Source organism: Vibrio sp. 10N.222.49.C9, from assembly GCF_041474985.1.
In the GTDB taxonomy this organism is placed as follows: domain Bacteria; phylum Pseudomonadota; class Gammaproteobacteria; order Enterobacterales; family Vibrionaceae; genus Vibrio; species Vibrio crassostreae_C.
In genome coordinates this window covers 81178-100285 of the sequence record NZ_JBFRVD010000020.1, presented here as the reverse complement: position 1 = coordinate 100285, position 19108 = coordinate 81178, and the positions used below count along the sequence as shown (strand labels likewise).

General features: G+C 45.2%; 13 protein-coding genes. 3 read left to right on the top strand and 10 right to left on the bottom strand.

Annotated elements, in window-relative coordinates; all coding sequences use genetic code 11:
* Window positions 1–39: 39 nt before the first annotated feature.
* From AB4585_RS08780 to AB4585_RS08755, 6 genes are all read right to left on the bottom strand, one after another.
* The gene (locus tag AB4585_RS08780; protein WP_102321292.1) at window positions 40–1173 is read right to left on the bottom strand and encodes a lipocalin-like domain-containing protein; all 1134 of its coding nucleotides are present in this window, start codon (window positions 1171–1173) and stop codon (window positions 40–42) included.
* Window positions 1173–3707 (bottom strand): ABC transporter permease, encoded by a 2535-nt coding sequence (locus AB4585_RS08775; protein WP_372169614.1) that lies wholly within the window; start codon window positions 3705–3707, stop codon window positions 1173–1175. The genes AB4585_RS08780 and AB4585_RS08775 overlap by 1 nt, the downstream gene beginning before the upstream one ends.
* Before the next feature lie 8 nt (window positions 3708–3715).
* Entirely contained in the window at window positions 3716–4414 is a 699-nt protein-coding gene (locus tag AB4585_RS08770; RefSeq protein ID WP_372169574.1) for an ABC transporter ATP-binding protein, read from the bottom strand.
* Window positions 4415–5156: 742 nt separating this feature from the next.
* Entirely contained in the window at window positions 5157–7061 is a 1905-nt protein-coding gene (locus AB4585_RS08765; protein WP_372169571.1) for a bifunctional UDP-sugar hydrolase/5'-nucleotidase, read from the bottom strand.
* A gap of 301 nt (window positions 7062–7362) precedes the next feature.
* Complete coding sequence (locus AB4585_RS08760) at window positions 7363–8352, bottom strand: zinc-dependent alcohol dehydrogenase family protein (protein ID WP_017067922.1); 990 nt, start codon at window positions 8350–8352, stop codon at window positions 7363–7365.
* 20 nt (window positions 8353–8372) lie between these two features.
* The gene (locus AB4585_RS08755) at window positions 8373–9161 is read right to left on the bottom strand and encodes a phytanoyl-CoA dioxygenase family protein (RefSeq protein WP_017059991.1); all 789 of its coding nucleotides are present in this window, start codon (window positions 9159–9161) and stop codon (window positions 8373–8375) included.
* 319 nt (window positions 9162–9480) lie between these two features.
* Between AB4585_RS08755 and AB4585_RS08750 the strand changes: the two genes are divergently transcribed.
* Entirely contained in the window at window positions 9481–10671 is a 1191-nt protein-coding gene (locus tag AB4585_RS08750; protein ID WP_137002317.1) for a GGDEF domain-containing protein, read from the top strand.
* Here AB4585_RS08750 and AB4585_RS08745 read toward each other — a convergent pair.
* On the bottom strand, window positions 10658–11539 hold the full coding sequence (locus tag AB4585_RS08745; RefSeq protein ID WP_372099890.1) for a multidrug transporter: 882 nt from the start codon (window positions 11537–11539) through the stop codon (window positions 10658–10660). The genes AB4585_RS08750 and AB4585_RS08745 overlap by 14 nt on opposite strands.
* Before the next feature lie 143 nt (window positions 11540–11682).
* A complete protein-coding gene (locus tag AB4585_RS08740) occupies window positions 11683–13014 on the bottom strand; it encodes an MFS transporter (RefSeq protein WP_372169568.1) in 1332 nt (443 codons plus the stop codon).
* Window positions 13015–13331: 317 nt separating this feature from the next.
* Between AB4585_RS08740 and kduD the strand changes: the two genes are divergently transcribed.
* Together kduD and AB4585_RS08730 are read left to right on the top strand one after the other, a co-directional pair.
* On the top strand, window positions 13332–14093 hold the full coding sequence (kduD, locus tag AB4585_RS08735) for a 2-dehydro-3-deoxy-D-gluconate 5-dehydrogenase KduD (protein WP_017067926.1): 762 nt from the start codon (window positions 13332–13334) through the stop codon (window positions 14091–14093).
* A 53-nt stretch (window positions 14094–14146) separates the two neighbouring features.
* A complete protein-coding gene (locus tag AB4585_RS08730; RefSeq protein ID WP_017059986.1) occupies window positions 14147–14785 on the top strand; it encodes an RpiB/LacA/LacB family sugar-phosphate isomerase in 639 nt (212 codons plus the stop codon).
* A 122-nt stretch (window positions 14786–14907) separates the two neighbouring features.
* On the opposite strand, the gene AB4585_RS08725 is transcribed toward AB4585_RS08730, so the two are convergent.
* Window positions 14908–17517 carry a response regulator gene (locus tag AB4585_RS08725; protein ID WP_372169565.1) on the bottom strand — a complete coding sequence of 870 codons (2610 nt, stop codon included), beginning with the start codon at window positions 17515–17517 and terminating at the stop codon, window positions 14908–14910.
* Window positions 17510–18739 carry an acyl-homoserine-lactone synthase gene (locus AB4585_RS08720; protein WP_372169562.1) on the bottom strand — a complete coding sequence of 410 codons (1230 nt, stop codon included), beginning with the start codon at window positions 18737–18739 and terminating at the stop codon, window positions 17510–17512. Before AB4585_RS08720 ends, AB4585_RS08725 begins: the two co-directional genes overlap by 8 nt.
* Window positions 18740–19108 lie beyond the last annotated feature (369 nt).

The following is a 19108-nucleotide window of genomic DNA, read 5'->3' as shown; positions in this document are numbered from 1 at the left end:
TGTATTTGTTGTTAGATTCCACCTGTATTAATACACAATCTAATACCCAGTCAACTCCATATAGCCAGACCCAGAATGAGAACCTTTGATTTCAATTGGCCCTTCCCAATAAGGAACCGACAGCGGCATTTTGGCATTTGGATTGAGTGCCGAGACGGTCAGTTCTATTTGCTGGCTTGGAATCGAAACTTGCCACTCTGTTGGGTAGTCACGCCCGTCGATTTTAGTTTGCTTGATGGCGGTTAAGCTGATGTCTTGCTGCTTAATCGCGATGCCGGAGCCATCTTGATTCATCAACCTCGCATGAGAATAGCTGGCTTTGCCTGTAGTTGAGTTTCGAAGTTGAAATACCACCAAGCTGGTTTCATCACTCAGCCTTAGCGCAAACCAATCCCAACCTTGTTGCGAGTCGAGTAAAAACTGCGAGCTCCATTCTCTGTCTATCCAACCTTTGCCGGAAACTTGATGGGTGACGCCATCAATAGTTACCTCGCCCGATACATTGATGAATGGTTGGCTGTAGTAATAGGAAGCCACTTTGCCATCGCTACTTTTAGTGCTGTAGCCTTGTTCGCCTTGCTTTTGATATGGCGCGTTGTTGGTTAACTTAAGCGAATATCCAAATTGACCCGAGTTAGCGACCAATGTAGCTGGGAAGAGGTCATCGGTCGTCGACGTCCATTGCCAATCATCGAGGTAAACACGAAACGGCGAATCGCTTACACCCGCCAGTTCAGCTTGGTCACGTGACCATTTTTCATCGGCATAGTGTTTATTTTTAGTGGTGACAGCGCTGTGCGCCATGTAAATCTGCTGACTTTGCCACGTAGTTTCCTTGGTGCTATTGCCACTTTCATGTGGTGCAGCCGCAAAGCGGAACTGTGTCCATTGCACACCTAACACATTGTCTTCTTCATCAATTAAGTTTGCGGTTAAATACCACCATTCATGACGAAAATCTGGATGTGCTTGATGGTCGGCAGGGAAGGCGATGTCGATACCTTTAACTACCGGTGTGAATTGATCAGTCTCTTTTTGTGTTTCATCGTCGGTTTGTTTTCCAGTACCGAGTATCGAACCCATATTTTGAGCTGATGGTTGAGTGGACTCCTCACACCCTAAAAGGAGTAAGATGCCAAGTGTGAGAACGAAAACTCTCATTGATCGATTCATCACAACACCTCACTTTGCAAGCTGGATACCACGGGTTTACTGACCAAACGCCACAGTGGGATCAAGGTCGCAATCACAGCCACTAAAATGGTGATGGTTGCGATGCTGAGTGCATCACTCCAATTCCATACGTAATTTAAGCTCCAACCAAAGGCGCGTAGGGTAACGATGTCCGTCAACACATAACCGACCATAGCGCCGAGTGGTAAAGCGATAACCAGAGTGAAGGCGACCAGAACAACGATTTGCCCGACCACCATTGCCATCAATTTTTTCTGACTAACACCGAGTGCATACAGCCTTGCAATGGCGGCTTTACGTGCATCGAGCAACATGAAACAGGCGCAGAACAACCCAATCACCGCCACCATTAATGTGACGCCATTAAGCGCCCGCGTGATGGCAAAAGTTTGTGAGAATATATCCAACGCGATCGATTTGATCTGTGCTTGATTGTAAAGCTGACCTGGGTGCAGATTGAGTTGTTGGCGTAACTGTTCGTACACCACTTGTGGGTCGCCAGATACTTTGATTCCCAAGCTGGTGGGTAAGTCAGTAAATCCGCTTTCGATCCACAAATTAGGTGCAAGTAACACTTCGCCATTCGGTGAGCCGTAATCGTGGAAAATCGCCCCGACGATGAGCGCTTTGTCTTGGATCGCGTCGAGCTTGAGTCGGCTTCCAAGCGGCAAGCCGAGCTTCACTGCCGTAGGTTCGCTGATCGCCACGAATTCACCTTGGTAAAAGCGCGTCCAGAAATCATCAAGGTGGGATTGAAATACCATGGTTTGCTCAAGTGTGTCTTTGTCTTTGGTGCCGAGCAAAGTAGGTAAGCCCTGCAAGTTATCATCGACATAATATTGCTTATAAACGGTTTCAACATTTTCAAACTGCTCTAACGCACGTTCCACATTCGCGATTTCACCTTGGGCAGGGCTAACGTAAATATCGGCATGTAAGCGCTGTTCAAGCCATTGCTTTAACGTGGATTCAAAGCTGCCGACTAAGGTATTCATTCCGATATTGGCGGTGACAGCGAGAAGCAACGCCATCATGGCAAGGGAGAGAGGGGAAATAAGTTCACGTAGCTCAGCAAACAGATATTGTATTAACCCCGATTGGGTGCGTTTTTCGCTCCAGTTCGCTAGCACGCTTAGCGTTTTGGGCAGGTACAAAGGAATCGATACCACTAACACACCGAGCCATGCCATGGTGAAGCGATGATGTTCGCTCATCCATAAACCTGCTAACGCGAGAATAGTTAATACTGACCCGATAACAAACAGCTGATTTTCGTTAGACGTTTCCGGCGCTTGATAGAAACCGCCATGGGAAGAGAGGGGTTGTCGCACCCGCTGTTTAAAGTGTTGCCAACAAGCGACAAGCGTTGCGGCCAGCGTGAGTAGCAGTGCCTGCACTAACCATTGCCACTGCCATGTACCGGGAAGCAGTGTTGCACCATAAAGTTGCTCAAGTGTTATCGCGACGGTTGGATGCAGCCAATGGCTGAGTTGGATGCCGAGAATGAAACCAAGCGACGCGCCTAGTGTGACTAAAAGAGTCAGCTCGACTAACAGAGCTGAAAACACGATGCTTGGCGCAATGCCGGCTTGTTGAATTTGCACCAATAGCCGATTACGCTTCAGTAAACTGTACTTCACACCATTGTAAGCGATGAATAGGCCAACCAAAAACGCCAACAGACTCATGGCGGTGAGATTGAGGTGAAAGCTATCGGTAATTGAACCGAGATCCGTGCTTTGGTTGTTGGAAATCCATTGCCCTTGCTCGCCGATAAGGATTCGCCACTTATCCTGAGTATTGCTGTTAGTGTCGCTCTTGGTGTCAAAAATAGCGATGTAGCTCAGTTGCCCTTGCTTGTTAAGCAGCTGCTGAGCGAACCCAATGTCCATCAACATTCGGCTTCCCAGTTGCCATTCATCTGGTAGCACTACTACTTGGGTGAGCACTTCATCCAAAGTGAGCGTGTCTACTTCTCCCAAGTTCTGGTGTTGTGATTGGCTCATCATCACAATGGGTTCACCCGCTAAGAGTTGCGGCAAAGGTAAGGCATTGTCGAACAGGGAAATGTTTGGTTCTTTGGTTTGAGTGTTGCTTTGTTCGTCGATGCGAGAGTGGCGAGCTCTTGAAGTGAGGGCGGCGATTAGCTCACTGCCTTGAACTGACCAGCGTCGGCCTTGTTCGTCTCTTACTCGCCCTTCAATCACAGGCAGTGCTGCGCTTAATCCACTTTGTCTTAAGTTGAAGTAGAGCGATTCCGGCAAATAGTTTTGCCCTGCTGGTGGAATGATAAGGTTCTTCGCTTGGGCGCTAAGTTGCTCGGTCGATTCTGCATAACTGCGCTTGGCATTGAGGTTGATGGCTTGCACTGCGACAAACAAGGTGACCGCTAGCACAATGCCGATCAGAATCGCTGCGGCTTGCAATGGTGATTGACGATAGTGCGCTGCGAATAGATTCAGAGTCAGTTTGGTATGGGTGAGCTGGTTCTGAGCAAAGCCAGTTTGCTTCATTGAATGACTCACAACGTTGCTGCTCTTGGGGTTAGATCTACGTTCCTTAAACAACCATCGTCTAACACCAATTTTGTCTGCATAAAGCTGGCGCATTCTGGGCTGTGCGTAACCAAAAGCACGGCAGTGTTGCCTTGTGTAGTGATTTCACTCAGCAGCTTCATAACCTCTAACCCTGCTTTGTGGTCGAGGTTGCCTGTGGGTTCATCGGCAAGCAGTAGTTTGGGTTTATGGGCAAGCGCACGCGCTATTGCCACCCGTTGTTGCTGACCGCCAGAGAGTGCGGATACGTGTCTTTCGAGTAGCTCACTGATGCCCAATGCATCAACTAAATAATCGCACCAGTCGCTCCATTTCTGTTGATTTAAATGAAGAGGGAAGGCGATGTTTTGTTTTACGTTGAGTGGGGTCAATAAGTTGAACTGTTGAAAGATAACGCCCAATTTTTGATGGCGGAATCGGCTCCACTGTGGATCTCTCCAATCTAATGAGTTCTCACCATCGAGCCACAACTCGCCACCAGATAGAGGTTCAAACCCTGCAATGATGTTCAGCAGAGTACTTTTTCCGCTGCCACTCGCTCCTGTCAAAGCCACGCTTGCCCCTGTCGCCAAAGCGAAGTCGACACTGTCTAACACGCTATGGGTGTCTTTGTCATCAACAAAGCTTTTGTTGGCCTGTGTGAGTGTGACAATTGGGCTTTCCATTTCCTTTCCTTATAACCAAAACTTACCATCAAAAGGTGTCGTTACTTGTGGCAATTACCGAAGCGACAAGCTCTATAAAACTGTAGACAACAATTTGAAAAAGAAAGCGATTTACGTCGAATTATTAATAACTTGTACTTCGAAAAGAGGGAAATAGATCAGTGTGAGGAGGAATACAGGTGTTAGTGGGAGCTTAGAGTCACCTCGGAGGCTTTTGGGGCTGTTTATAGATAATAAATATCTATGTTAAAAATTGTCCCAATTCCAATTCGTTTTAAAAGAAAACGCCCCCGATTGGTTGAAGCCAATCAGGGTTAGTAAGGCTCAAGAAAATCTAGTTACTTGGACTTTATTGCGAGGATTAATTTTGCTAAGGCACCTAACAAAGCAGCGATAGCGAAAACTAATTCAGGGTTATTCATATTATTACCTATAAAGAAGCTCTCGCCTTATGTGAGAGATTCTTCGTATTATCAACATGCATGTGATGGAAGGCAAGATAAAGAAATGGGGCTACCTGTGGATAACTATCTGATTTATTAGGTTTTACTAAAAAGGGGGGAGGCGGTGTAGCCTTCAAGTTGCAAAGTACTTGCTTACAATAGTAATGAGTGTGTCAAAGAGTCTGCTTTTACTTCTATTTTTCAACGTCACTTAATATGGATCGTACTCAACTTTCCGTAATCAACGACCTAACCACGCTCTAAGCGTCGTTAAGTCGTTATTGGTTTGAGGTCAGGGGTTAATTGAGTGCTTCGATCAGAGTGATTTCGCGTTTGATCTGCTTACTCTCTTGCTCAGTTGCCTGCGCCAGTTTCTTTTCGCGTGTGGTTATGGCTGCTTGTTTGGCTTCGTCAGATGTGAACATCAGTTCTTTTACGTTGATAGAAGCGATGTTTGTGTAGCGGCCATCGTCACTGGTCGGGATTGATATGGTTTCATCATTAATCAACGACTTTACGATCTCTCGCTGTTCATTATAACGGCTTTCTAAACCAGAAAGTGCCCATCGTTGTTGAGGTTTACCTTCATACTTGCCGTTCTTTTCGTCCTTAAGATACTTGATGGTCATATTACGGATTGTGCCTGCTTCTTCTCCATACTCTGCTTCCGTATCAAAGAGTACAGGGAACGATTCACCTTCTAGCACGCCGCCTTTCTTGGTCAGATGACCCATTCGATAGCTATTCATACCAATACGGATTTCTGTTTGATCAGTAACCGGTGTGCCATCTGCAAACGCGAGGTTGGTGATGCGTGTACCTGCAGGCTGAGTGAGGTCGATGGTATAAGTCACGCCCGCGAAGAAGTCATTAGTTGAGTATTTTGAAGCTCTGCGTTCAGGGTTAAAGCTGTAGGTCACATCACCGGGTTGCACTGAGTTGAAGTAGCCCGCAGACCATTCCATGTAGGTTCTTAACTCTTTGCCTGTCATCTGGTAGACAGTGATTTCGCCACCTGCGTATTGGTAGTTGTACGCGATGTCTTTGGCTTTGATTGGGCCAACATCGAGCTCTGCATTGTCGTTGTCTATTTGAAGTGCAATGACATTGGCTTTGGGTGCATAGAAGAAGCTCGCTTCTTGGTATAGCGCACTGATGCCTGTGTCTTGAACGTGGACTTGAGGGATACCGCGGATTTCATTTTCAGGGACTAAATCAACGCCGGTAAGCTGAGCGACAGGTCTGTTCGCCATTTCTCGGAGTTGTTTGTGATAAGGCTGGTATAGCTCGTCCATATTCTGATCAGAATCTATACCTTTAATTTTATAGGTGAAGCTGTCTTTGTTGACGAGAGTGAATGTGCCATCGCGCTCTTCAAATTGAAGATCAATACGAGATAGGGCGCGGCCATATTTGTCGGGTTCAGTAATAATAACGCCATTTACAACGGCTTTATCGATGCGAGTGTGCATGTGGCCAGCGACGATGGCATCAAGCTCTGGGTTTGCATTGGCAATGTCGGTGACACCGGTGTCGGCAATGTCATTCTCGTTCTCAATTCCCATATGGGCAACCAATATGATGGCATCCACTTTATCATCAATCTCTTTGACGATTTTCTTCACTTCCAAGGTTGGATTAGTGAAAGTGACGCCTTCTAAACGGTTGGTACCTTGCGCAAAGACCTCCGTCATTGGGGTATCCATTCCGATCACGCCGATCTTAATGCTACCGCGTTCTAGGATGGTGTAACCAGGCAGGAATGGGTTTCCGTTTTTGTTCTTGATGTTGCCACCGAGAGACTGCCCTTTAAATTGGGTAACGGCCCTGTTGAGGGTTTTGAGGCCAAAGTCGAATTCGTGGTTACCTAAAACCCACACATCGTATTTCATGTGATTAAAGCCAAGCATCATTGGATCAACGGGCTCGTCTTTGAAGGTTTCTACGAAGTTGCCTTGGATGGTATCGCCAGCGTCGACAAGGATAATGTTAGATTGCTCTTTGCGGATCTCACCAACTTTGGTCGCGATTTGGCTCAAGCTACCACGAGTGTTGAGTTTATCTGCCGCGTAATCCCACGCCATAAAATGACCGTGGATATCTGAAGTACCCAGTATCGTGACATCGTGTATATCGCCATCAGCTGCAAAGGTGGGAAAGGCTAGAGAGAGTAGGATGGCGCTTGATAGTATGTGTCTTTTCATAAGTATGTTCACATCGTGGTTTTAAGTATGACGCTACCATATAGAATCGAGGTTATCTTATGGGTGATCAGTATCATATTTCTACTGATATAACTAATTGATGTTTCAAATAAATGTGATTCATGACCATCTCGTAACCACTTAAGTTATGGAGAAATGCACCACAACTCTTCGCTATCTTTTCAATCTTCGATTTCTTTAATCAAACTTCCTAAGCGATGGTGTATTAACAAGCACGCTTGTAAGCTGTTGAACGTCTTGCCTGTTGAAATAAACAAGGTATATATCGTCCAACTCTCACTTACTGTGGCAGTAAGATGATCTTGCCCTCTAGGCGTGTGGTTTTCGATTCAATGAGATCAATCGCGGTTTGCACTTCATCGAATGGTAGATAGCGGTCAACGTCGAGCTGAATGTCGTTTGTGATGAAGTGATCTAGCATGGTCGTGAACTTATCACGGCGAACATCTTTACCTTCTGCTTCCTCCCAATAACGCAAGAAGAAGGTGCTGAAATCGATGTGTTGGTTTTTCGCGTACTCAAAGAAGCGTGGCTCGTAAAAATCCAACGACAGCGTCCCATAGTTGATAAAGCGCCCGTTGTTGCCAAGGGTGTGAACAAGATCGGTTCCGGGTGAGCCGCCAATCGCATCAAAGGCAACGGTTGGCATAGGCAAGCCTAATGCCTTAATTTGAGAAACTAGATCAGCGTTCGCATCTATCACCCAACAGGAAGTGGCAGGGTATTGTGTCTGCTGTGATGTAACGACAATGATGTTGAAGCCGAGTGATGCTGATAACTGGGAGAAGATCTTACCGATGGCTGAACTGCCCGCGTTGATGATCAACACATCCTCTTGGGTCAGCTTGGCTATTTCTGTCGTTAGCACCCATGCGGTTAGCGCATTAATGTACAACTGACAGGCGTAGCCATTGTCTAAATGTTGAGGAATTTGGAACAGATCATCTGGTGATACATCGACATAGTTCTGCCATGTTCCACTGGTTGCCACAAGCACTCGTTGATTCACTATAAACTTAGCACTGCTGGATTCTACAATCCTTCCTACCGCTTCAAATCCCGGTACTCTCGGCGGCTGATGGCTATGTTTGTATTGGCCCACACCATAAATCGACAACAGATCACTAGGGTTGATGTTAGTCGCTTCAATTTGTACGCGAACTTTATCTTTGTCTAGTACCCCTAAAGCGACATGTTCTAACTTGAGAGATTCTTTTGGCTGACCGAAACGGAACTGGCTAATTCGGGTATTTTGCTTAGTGTCAGTCATAGTTTGGGCACCTTTATGGATTATGAGTACTGCATTGATTTTAAGTGTAGCGTGTTCATAAACAACCTTGGGTCGCTAATATTGCTTAACATAGCTGGCGTCGGTAAACAGTCGTCATCAACGTAGTCGACATAGTCTGCCGCCGAATCGAAGATCAAAATATCCAAAGCCAAACGATCCAAGCCATATCGGCCTCGGTGGATCATATCCGCTGAAAACACCAATAAGTCACCTGCGGCTAACGGTATCTGCTTACCACCAGAGATGTCATCGCTGCTCACTTTGCCGTTTTCTTCTTGGCGAACATTGTACTCTTCTTCGTTATCCCAACGTTTGTGCGTGCCGGGGATAAGTTCCATGCCGGGCTCATCAAAAAGGGGCACTCGCAGATGCAATACTTGGGTTTCCATGATGACTTTCATCTGGTCATCAATGTCGTAGTCGTATTGACAGTCACGATGCCAGAAGTCTTTTTGCTGCGGGTTTACTGGGTTGAAGAACAGCTGTGTATTCATGAATGCCGGCTTGTTCGGAATCACCGCATCAACCACATCCATCACTTGTTTCGAGCTTATGAAGTCGAAAAGCACGCTTCTATCGTCGGCAGGCAAATACTCGCTTCCCGTAATTAAAGACGAGTTAAATGCTTCTTCTTTATAGAATTCTTCGTTGTCTGCTTTCCATGATTCATGAAATTTCAGCACGACTTTTCTAAGCGATGCAATTTGAGCTTCATTGAAATAATTTCTGATAACAAAGTAACCATGTTCGTCGTAACGGTCACTTAATTGTTGGCTGTTTTCTACCACTGACTACCTTCGTTCATTCTTTGCTGTATAATAACTAAGGTCAACAGCCCTAGAGATTTCTTGGGCGCATAATGCCAGACAGTCGTCATTCAACCAAGTAACGAGTGCAGAAGCCTGTAGATTCAGTGATGCGATAAAACTCTATGGGGGCGAGTGTTACATGCCTATCCATATCATGGACTCATGCGATAAAAATCTCCGCATATGTGATCTACCCCCTTTTTTTATAAAATAAAAAGATTCACATGGTGAATGTTTTTGTGGTTTGCATGATTATTGACCATGTTGAAATTTGGTTGCGTATGGAAGATAGAAAATCATGGATGGTTTTTCGCTGGATATGAGAACACTTAATTTTATTATTATTTTGTTCTCTTTCATTTACTGTATTGGCTTGTTGTTATTTCAATTCACTCAACAGTCCATTAAAGGGCTTTCAATCTTTTCCATTTCAATATTTGTTATCGGAACTGGGCCGTTGATGTTGAGCCTAAGAGGGGAGTTCCCTGATTGGGTCACCGTTATTGGTGCCAATATGGTCATTGCGCTTGGTTTTCATCTCGCCTTGTATAGCTTATGTCTGTTTCGAGAATACTCTCTCAAATGCACCTACCTCAGTAGTCTAATGATGTTGGCTCTTTTGCCATGTTTTATTTACTTCACGTTCTATGAGCCTTCCATAAAGGCTCGAATTATCCTCATTAGTTTATATCTGGCTTTTGTGACTCTTTGCACTGCCTTTGCGGTATTAAAGGGCCGGCGTGATGACTTGACTCTAGGTATTCGGATGATGGCCTTGTCATTTACGATATATGGCGGGTTTATGGTTTTTCGAGTTGTGGTGACACTATTTTCCGCTGAGCTCCAGGATTTCATGGCGGCCACTCTCATTCATCAACTTGCCTTTTTAGTGAGCATCGTTCTTATTGTGTCGATGAGCTTTACAATGCTTTGGCTGATTAACGCAAGGTTGCTTAGTTCTATTCACGAGCTGTCCTACAGCGATCCTCTAACGGTACTGGGAAACCGCAGAGCATTAGATGAGATGGTTCCAGTTATCATGAAGCAGGCGGAAACTGCACCTGTTAGTGCCATTATGATGGATATTGATAACTTTAAGTCGATCAATGACCAACACGGACACATTGTAGGTGACCTCGTGATCAAGTCTTTTGCTGAAATGGTTCAAAGTGCGATAAAAACATCGCCTAAAGCCAGTGCGTTTCGTTTTGGCGGAGACGAGATAATGATTTTATTGCCTAATGTCGATTTCCAACAAGCTCAGGTTATTGCCTGCAAGTTACGATTGTCTATTTCAGAGGTATCAGCAGTACAAGAACATGAGATGTTTCTGACATCGAGTTTTGGTGTTGCTCAGCTTCACCCGCATGAGAGTTGGAATGGGTTTATTAGCCGAGCCGACAAAGCGTTATATCAAGCGAAAACAAACGGTCGCAATATGACTTCAATTTGTCCTAGTCATATTAACGAGCTCGTCACTGCCACATAACCAATACTGCTGCGATAGAAAGCAAGATGAGCGCAAGAATGTCTTTGCGCGCGATGCTTTGCCCTAACCAGAAATAGGATATCAACACCATGAAGATCACTTCGACTTGCCCGAGTGTCTTTACGTACGGCACGGCTTGAAGCGACATCGCGCTAAACCAACCCAGAGAACCGATAACACTCGCTAAGCTTGTCATGATGACTAGTTTCGACTTCTTGAATATCAGGCGCAGCGTGTCGCGTTCTCTGAAAAAGAGATACGTACAGATAATCACTGTCTGAAGGGAAATGACGAGGAACAGCACCCAAGCAGCGCTATGAGGGAAGGGCAACCCTATGCTCAAACTTGCTTCCCGTACCCAAAGAGACGTTAAAGCAAAGGCGGTGCTACACGCCATACCTAATAAGAACACTTTCGGGGACAAGCTTCGCCAGCCAGAAGCGCTACTCATGATTAGCACGCCTAAAGTACCAATAAGTACGCCGACCCAACCTGTTAGTGTCAAAGCAGTACCAAAAAACAATACGGATAGCACAGCAGATACGGGGGCTTCACACTTGGCTAAGCCTGCGCCTATCGCATAGTTTTCGAGCTTGAACAGCATCACCATTAAGCCGGTCGCGAGGATCTGCATGATGGCGGCAGCAACAATATAGAAAACAAACTCACCCGAAAAATCCGGTGCGGATACGGGCTGCCATTGATAGAGGGCGCAGAGGTAAATAAGGGCGATAGGGCTAGCCCAAATAAATCGCGCTAACGTTACGCCAGCCACGCTCATGGTGCCACTTAATTTACTTTGAAAGGCATTGCGCCAAGATTGGCTAAAGGCGGCAAGGAGAGTAAAGGCTATCCAACTAAAAGACATGACGCGTCCATGTGTTATGTAATTTGGTGGTGATACTAACAAAAAATCACTTGATAAGAAGTGTCATTATCTGTTTATAGCCACAGGCTCACCTTGATTCTCTATTCGGCAGTAGAGATATCTTCAACAGTTCGATGCTTTCTTCAGAAGATCGGCTGTTTCTTGTTTTTGAAATAGAACAGCGCGCTGATCGAAATGAACAGTAAGGTGAAGTAATAGAAAAACGAAGACAGTGAGGCCAAGAAGGCAAGGTTCTGTTCTATTTCTTGTTCGGTGAAGCCCTGAGACACCAACTTATAGTAGTAAGCGTACAAGATCCCGATCAGCCCGTATCCGAGGTTAAACATTAAACCTTTGAAACTAAGAACGGTGGCTCGGTTGTGCGATTCGGTCTTTTTATTCAGGTGGTAGCTGATGAAAATGTTCATCGTCATGATGATAAAGATTAACACCAACGCCGGAATGACCCCGTAAATCGACCAACCTAAACTGATCCAGTAATAAGTCGCCATGCTTGCTAAACCCATGACCACAATGAAGGTTTTAGGCTCAATACTCTCTGCTAATCTTCGGCTTTGTCCTGCCAATATAATCTTAAGCAAACTTATACCCGCACCAATAAAACCAAAGTAGATAATTGGAATATCAATCGCCAGATAGTATTGGCTGTTCATGGTTAGGAACATGCGTGAGGTGTGTTCGAATAGGCTGTAGTAGAGCAAGATGAACAGCACGTAAGGTGTAGCGAATACCCATTTACCCGCATCGATCGTCAATTTAAGACTTGAGATGGTGGTTGCCAATTTGGTTTGGTCGCTTGGCATCACCTTTTTCTCTTCGCGCATATTAATCGCGGCATAGATGGCGATCATCGCTACAAATAGGGTGGCGAACACAGGAATACGCATCAGGTCTTTAGTGCTTTCTGGTTCGGCTAGTCCAAGGAAATGAAAGATGTTCGTCATAAAGTTCACGTCGTACATCGCCGCACCAATCAGCGTGACAAAGATACCGACCGTTGAGGCGACACGAAGCTGGATTTGCAGCACTCGCGGCCACAACTCTTCATTACCTTGTTCTTTTAAGGTGTCGTAAGCCAATGCCTCGTCGGCGCCGCTGGCCAGTGCCATCGCTAAGCCACTGAGAATCCGGTTAATCAGAAAGACTATGAACACCAAGTCGGGGTTTCCGGTTGGCACTAAGGCGATCATTGCGATCTCAACAAACATCACAATCGAAGACAGCACCACCAGTTTCTTGCGGCCTAAGGTATCGGCGAATGCACCCGACGGTACTTCAGCAAGCACAATGGTGGCCGCCCAAACTACATTGAGCATCGCGAATTGAGACAGGGTTAACCCGTAATCTAAATAAAGTAGTGTGAATATAGGGTAGTAAAAACGCGCAAAGTAGCTGCTTCTAAACATCAAGAAGTAGAGGACATTGGGAATTTTAAGGATCTCTTTGAGCGTCATGATAATTTCAGTAATTTAGATAACACATTATTATGTATAACCCTTTTACTCTTTTAAATCATGGAATTGTTGCCAAATCCCTAAAATATCTGGTTTGGGTGATCTTCGAACTCATTGTTCATAGTGGGTTATAGGTTTCTCGTCTTCAAATCACTTTCCCCTATTCATTTAGTTTGTGGTGCCGTTTCACTTGTTCGACTGATTTTGGTGCAAGATCGAACTTCTACAACGTCGCTCTCGTATTTACATCTTATTGTATGATTTAATTATTGGTAATAACGATACGCAATGAATCCAATGTAATTGAGGAAGCGAGCATGATCTTAGAGTCATTCAGTCTGGAAGGTAAAGTAGCGATAGTGACGGGCTGTAACACGGGGCTTGGGCAAGGTATTGCATTAGGCCTAGCGGAAGCCGGTTGTAAGGTTGTCGGTGTTAACCGAACAGAGCCTGAAGAGACTATTGAGAAAATGAGTGCAGCAGGTCATTCGTTCCTAAACGTGAGTGCTGATCTTCTCGAGCAAGCGTGCATTCCAGGGGTTATAGAGCGCACTTTGGCTGAGTTTGGCCAAGTCGACATTCTCGTGAACAATGCAGGAATTATTCGCCGCCAAGATGCTATTGAGTTCTCAGAGCAAGATTGGGATGACGTAATGAACGTGAACACCAAGACGGTGTTCTTTATGTCTCAGGCTGTTGCAAAGCAATTTAAGGCTCAAGGTACTGGCGGAAAGATCATTAACATTGCATCGATGCTCTCATTCCAAGGTGGCATTCGAGTTCCTTCCTATACGGCTTCAAAAAGTGCTGTGATGGGCGTGACACGTGCGATGGCGAACGAATGGGCGCGCGATAATATCAACGTGAATGCGATAGCCCCCGGTTATATGGAAACGAACAATACTCAAGCTCTGCGTGAAGATGCTGAGCGTAATCAAGCGATTCTTGAGCGTATTCCGGCTGAACGTTGGGGTAAACCGCAAGATATCGCAGGTCCTTGTGTGTTCTTAGCATCATCAGCATCGGATTACATTAATGGCTATACCATTGCTGTTGACGGTGGTTGGTTAGCACGCTAGTTGGTTTTTTATTCTAAATTTTGAGTTTGCAGCAATCTTGCAGGAGAAGATAAATGAAAATCGCTTTAATGATGGAAAACAGTCAGGCAGGTAAAAATGCCATGGTTGCAGCTGAGCTAGAGTCAGTGGCGGGTGGCATTGGTCACGATGTTTTCAACTTAGGTATGACCGACGAGAATGATCACCACTTAACGTATATCCACTTAGGTATCATGGCCAGTATTCTGATCAACTCAAAGGCTGTGGACTTTGTTGTGACGGGATGTGGAACAGGGCAAGGTGCTTTGATGTCACTGAACCTGCACCCGGGTGTGGTTTGTGGTTACTGCCTAGAGCCATCAGATGCTTTCTTGTTTAACCAAATCAACAACGGCAATGCTCTCGCTCTCGCTTTTGCTAAAGGCTTTGGCTGGGCAGGTGAACTCAACATTCGTTATATCTTTGAAAAAGCGTTCACAGGCGAGCGTGGTAATGGGTATCCACTAGAGCGTGCAGAACCACAGCAACGTAATGCAGCAATTTTGAATGAAGTGAAAGCGGCGGTGGTAAAAGATAACTTTATTGATTCTCTGAGAGCCATCGACCAAGATCTAGTGAAAACAGCGGTTGGCAGCGAACGTTTCCAACAATGCTTCTTTGAGCATTGCCAAAACCAAGAAATCGCTGATTATGTTCGTTCACTTTTAGATTAATTAGAGCGTTTAGTTCTGATAGAGCCAGCCTTGTTCGGCTGGCTTTTTGATGAATAATTAAAGGAAAGTTGTGAGGCAGACAGTAATCAACTGGAAAAATGGCGATTCGTGTTTTCCTGAATTTACTCTTCATCTTCGGTTTCTTTGGGAGCATTCGACGCCCAGTCTTTTTCAAGCCAGTTATCGAGCACGTGTTGCAGCACGTTCAAGGAGGTTGGTTTCTCTAGGCGACCATCCATCAACTTGCTGATCATATCTAACTCGTGCTGTCCTGATTCGCCAGACAAAGCAATGATTGGCGTTTGAGGAGAGCGTGCCTTGATGATTTGGCTTGCGTCAAAACCATTCATTATCGGCATTTGTACGTCCATTAAGATCAAATCGACCTTGTGTGTTTTGAACAGCTCGACGGCATTCTCGCCGTTTTTAGCTTGTAAGCTATTTACGCCAAGTCGACTCAGGTACATCTGAACAAGCGTGCGTTGCACTTCTTTATCATCGACGATAAGCACGGTTGGAGCCAAATGGTTCTCTGGGGTTAGCGTACTTGTTGGCTCTGAACTTTGCGTTTCTGGCGGGTTATTTGGCTTAGCTTCAGCGTTGGTTTTGTTTTCAGTTGCAGTTTGATTACTTTTCCAATCATTGAAGTAAGGCGTACGAAGTGCGTCTGCTTTGGGTGCATTGGGTACTACCGGGAAGTACAGGTGGAACTCAGTAAACTCCCCAAGTTTAGAGTGGCACTCAACTCGGCCGCCAAATGAACGCATCACACGTTGGCAATAGCCAAGCCCTAGGCCGCTACCACCGCTTTTTTGGTAAGAGAAGAAGTCATCAAAGATCTTATGTGCAATGGCTTCGTCAATGCCAGGGCCGGTATCTCGGAATATCAGAACGTTCTCGTAAGGCCCTGTGTTGGTGCTGATCTCAATTTGGCTTTCTGGATAAGAATCAAAGTAATAGATTGCATTACGTATCAGGTTGAAAATAACGAAATTGAATAAGGTTTCATTGAGCTTTGCTACAAAATCAGCGTGTTGTGGTAAACGAATGCGTTCAATGATCTTTTCATTCTCAAAACCATAGTGGCTTACGGCTTGATCTACGGCTTTGTGGATAGAGGTCATGGCCACAGGGCCGTGTTCAGGCGTACTGTCACTGACTTCGCGCAGGATGATATCAATCAGTTGTCGCCCGCGTTGAATCGCCGCTTGGCCATTCTCAATATCCTTTAGGATTTGTTTAGCTGGGGCTTGGTTATCAATGTGCTGTTTTAACACCTCAAAATGCAGCTGCACTTGAGCCAGCGGGTTACGCATTTCGTGTGCGATAGAATTAGCAAGCGCGCGACTTTGGCGAATGCGTCTATCGGCTTCAATGGTGCTTTGTACACGAGTTAACAAGGTTTGCAGTGCAGAGATCTCTTCGTTAGAGAACATCTTATCGTTGCTCTTATGTGATGAGACCAATAAGTGCGTGACTGATTTCCCCTGACCAAATAAAGGCATCACCAAAGCGGTGTCGTTTGAGCTCATCTTGTCATATAGGGCTTTTATCGAGCGCTTGGCTGGTGCGGTGTAATCAAGCTCCTGAGACAGCTCATCGAACACTAAAACGGACTTGTTGGTAGACAGGTAATCTTCGTAGAAGGTTTCGTTGTAGTTGCTGTTCACCAGACGCAACTTGTCTTCGGGAATCTGCAATAGGCTACCTAATCGACGCATTGCATCATCAATCGACAGCTTGAAATCGTCTTCTAGTGAGAGGATCTGTTGTACTGGCGTTTTCTTGTTTCCGTAGACAAAGAACGAGGCGTAGTGGCTTACGCGCTTGTAGAGAACATGCCACGTGATGCCGATAATCGCGCAGATTGGGATAGCAACAAGCCATTGACTGTCGTCTGTCAGCGGGATAAATATCGCGCCAAAAGGGATCACCAAAATAGCACAAACCAACATCGCATTTAGGCTCATGTACGCCAGGTATTTCACGCTGTAGAAGCGCGAGGTCAGCAGGGCATAGCCAACGAACAACATTTCACTTATCGACAAAGCTGGTGGCAGCCAAGTGAGCGAGAAATCACGCAAGAAGTAGGTCATGCCTAGGTGGATCGTCGCAGTAGACAGCATGAAGACTAAAATGCCGGCGATCATATAGTTGGTTTTGGCTAAAGTTAGCTTGCTGCTGTTGGCGCGCATGGCCACCAGGTTGAGTAGTGTTAGCACTACAAAGCTAATCATCCCAATAAAGAAGTACGGCGTATGCGGGCCAAACTCAATCACGAACTGGCTTGGGCCTGCAATGGTGACGTGTTCAACGGTTAACCCCGGACTTAAATTGATAAAGAAGGAGTAGACGGTCAGAGTGACGAAAATGGCTTGCTGCCACACATGAACCTTACCATTACGTTGTTCAGCGGCGAGTTTGCACGAGAAGTAATAGGCAAAGGCAAACGCAAAGAACGAGGCGAGGTTGGCAAACTTTGCGGCGAACACGGCGGCCGAGGCCCCAAGTTCCGGTAATAAGTCGGTATGGAAATAAGCGTTACTGCTGATCCACGCAACAATGCAGATCGAATACGCGATGTAAGGGGCATGGTGTGTCCCTGCGATCACTTCGTTCTTCTGTTTCAGGCGATAGCAGTAATAGAACAACCACATGACAACCACAGCCACGGTTGCAAGCAGTGTGATTGCTTTTGCATAGATGATCGCCTCTAGGCCGAAATCAAACATGTTCATCCTTTTTCACCGAGCTAGTTTTTCCTGCCGAGCGCGACTTTTCTAATGACTTTCTGCTTTCTCGCACTGCGCGTTTGTAGCTTCGAAAATCGACATTATTGAACGTTTTTACCATCATCTCAAAATTCCAGAATCCACGATAAATTGTCGTGCCATCGTCATTTAATTCGCAATATCCAGAATGGAAGTATGCATTGGAATCAATGGTTTGATAAAACTGAAGCATGAAAGGTTGCTCGATAATAGTGAAGCCAATCTTATAGCCTATTTGGTGTAACACACTCACCAGCTCTTTTTGAGAAAGGTAGAGGAAATAGAGCTTTTGTTGGGTATTGCCACTGACTGTCAGACGTAACACCTCACACAGGGCATCTTTGTCGGACAATTGTAACTGGAATTGTTGGTCAAATTCTGGGAGAGAGTAACATTTTGACAGTGTAGGCGGTGTGAAAAGTTGTAACCCTGCGAGTTCATCGCAGCCGTAATTGGGTAAACAGTATTGCCATTGCTCATTGCTGAACGGCGGTGCGTAACTTAGCCAAGTGTCATTCTTAGACCAGTCTTGAATCAGCGCAGAGGAAACCAGTGTTGGAAAGGCTTCATCGACTGGATGCTTGAGCAGAATAAAATGCTTACCTGCCTGAGAAAGGTGTAATAAAGGCAGCATCTCAAACCATTTCTCGCCCTTGATGAACACCTCGAGATTGCTTAAAGCAATGGCATCGCTGATTGGCATTCCTTGTGGGTGACTCGGTGTTTGTACCAAAAGTGGCTCATGTTCTATCTGTTCGATGATCGCACCGTAATAAGCACTGTCATTGATAGGGAGGTCGACATGAGAAATGGAGCTTGGATTTAATGGAGATTTTGCTTTGATCGCAGCAATTTCACACTCACACCAGAAATCTAGCCAATGCATATAGCACTGCCCTACAGCCTGCTCTAGAAGAGCAATCTCTGCAGATAGTGTATTTGGATAGCGCAGAATCAGATCGCGGTAGTCCATCACCTCAAACAATACAGAGTAGCTTTTGTTTTGATGCTCTGGGAAAAGCAATTCTAATTGGCTTCTACGATATTCAGTCACGCTTTGAAAAAGCTCAGTGCGCTCATGTGGCTGATAAGTGCTGATGACGAGCTCTATCAGCGCTCGCTGTTTTATTTCGATAGACAGACTGCTAGCCAACAGTGAGCCTAAAGACGACGTTAATTTCATGTTTAACCTAGCCTAGGTTTATATAATTATTTTTATTTGATCTGCACTATCTATAGGACACTGATTTTAGGTATGTGTTTGAAGTTACGTTACTTTGAGAGAGCCAATCGTAACTTTACTTGTGTCCATGGTGTGAGAAGTAAGTTGCATAATCGGGCGAGATTTTACTACTTGCACTCACCCTCAACAATAAAGATTTTCCATATTTGAATGAATTCAAAGATGAACAAAATACATTATTATCAACAACTTGTAGGGTTGGATCACAGTTTTAAAATCAGACATGATTAAGTCGAGCATAAACTTTTGGATTTATAAAATAATTTCAAATATCTATTTTTTGAACCAATATCATAATCCACATCAAGA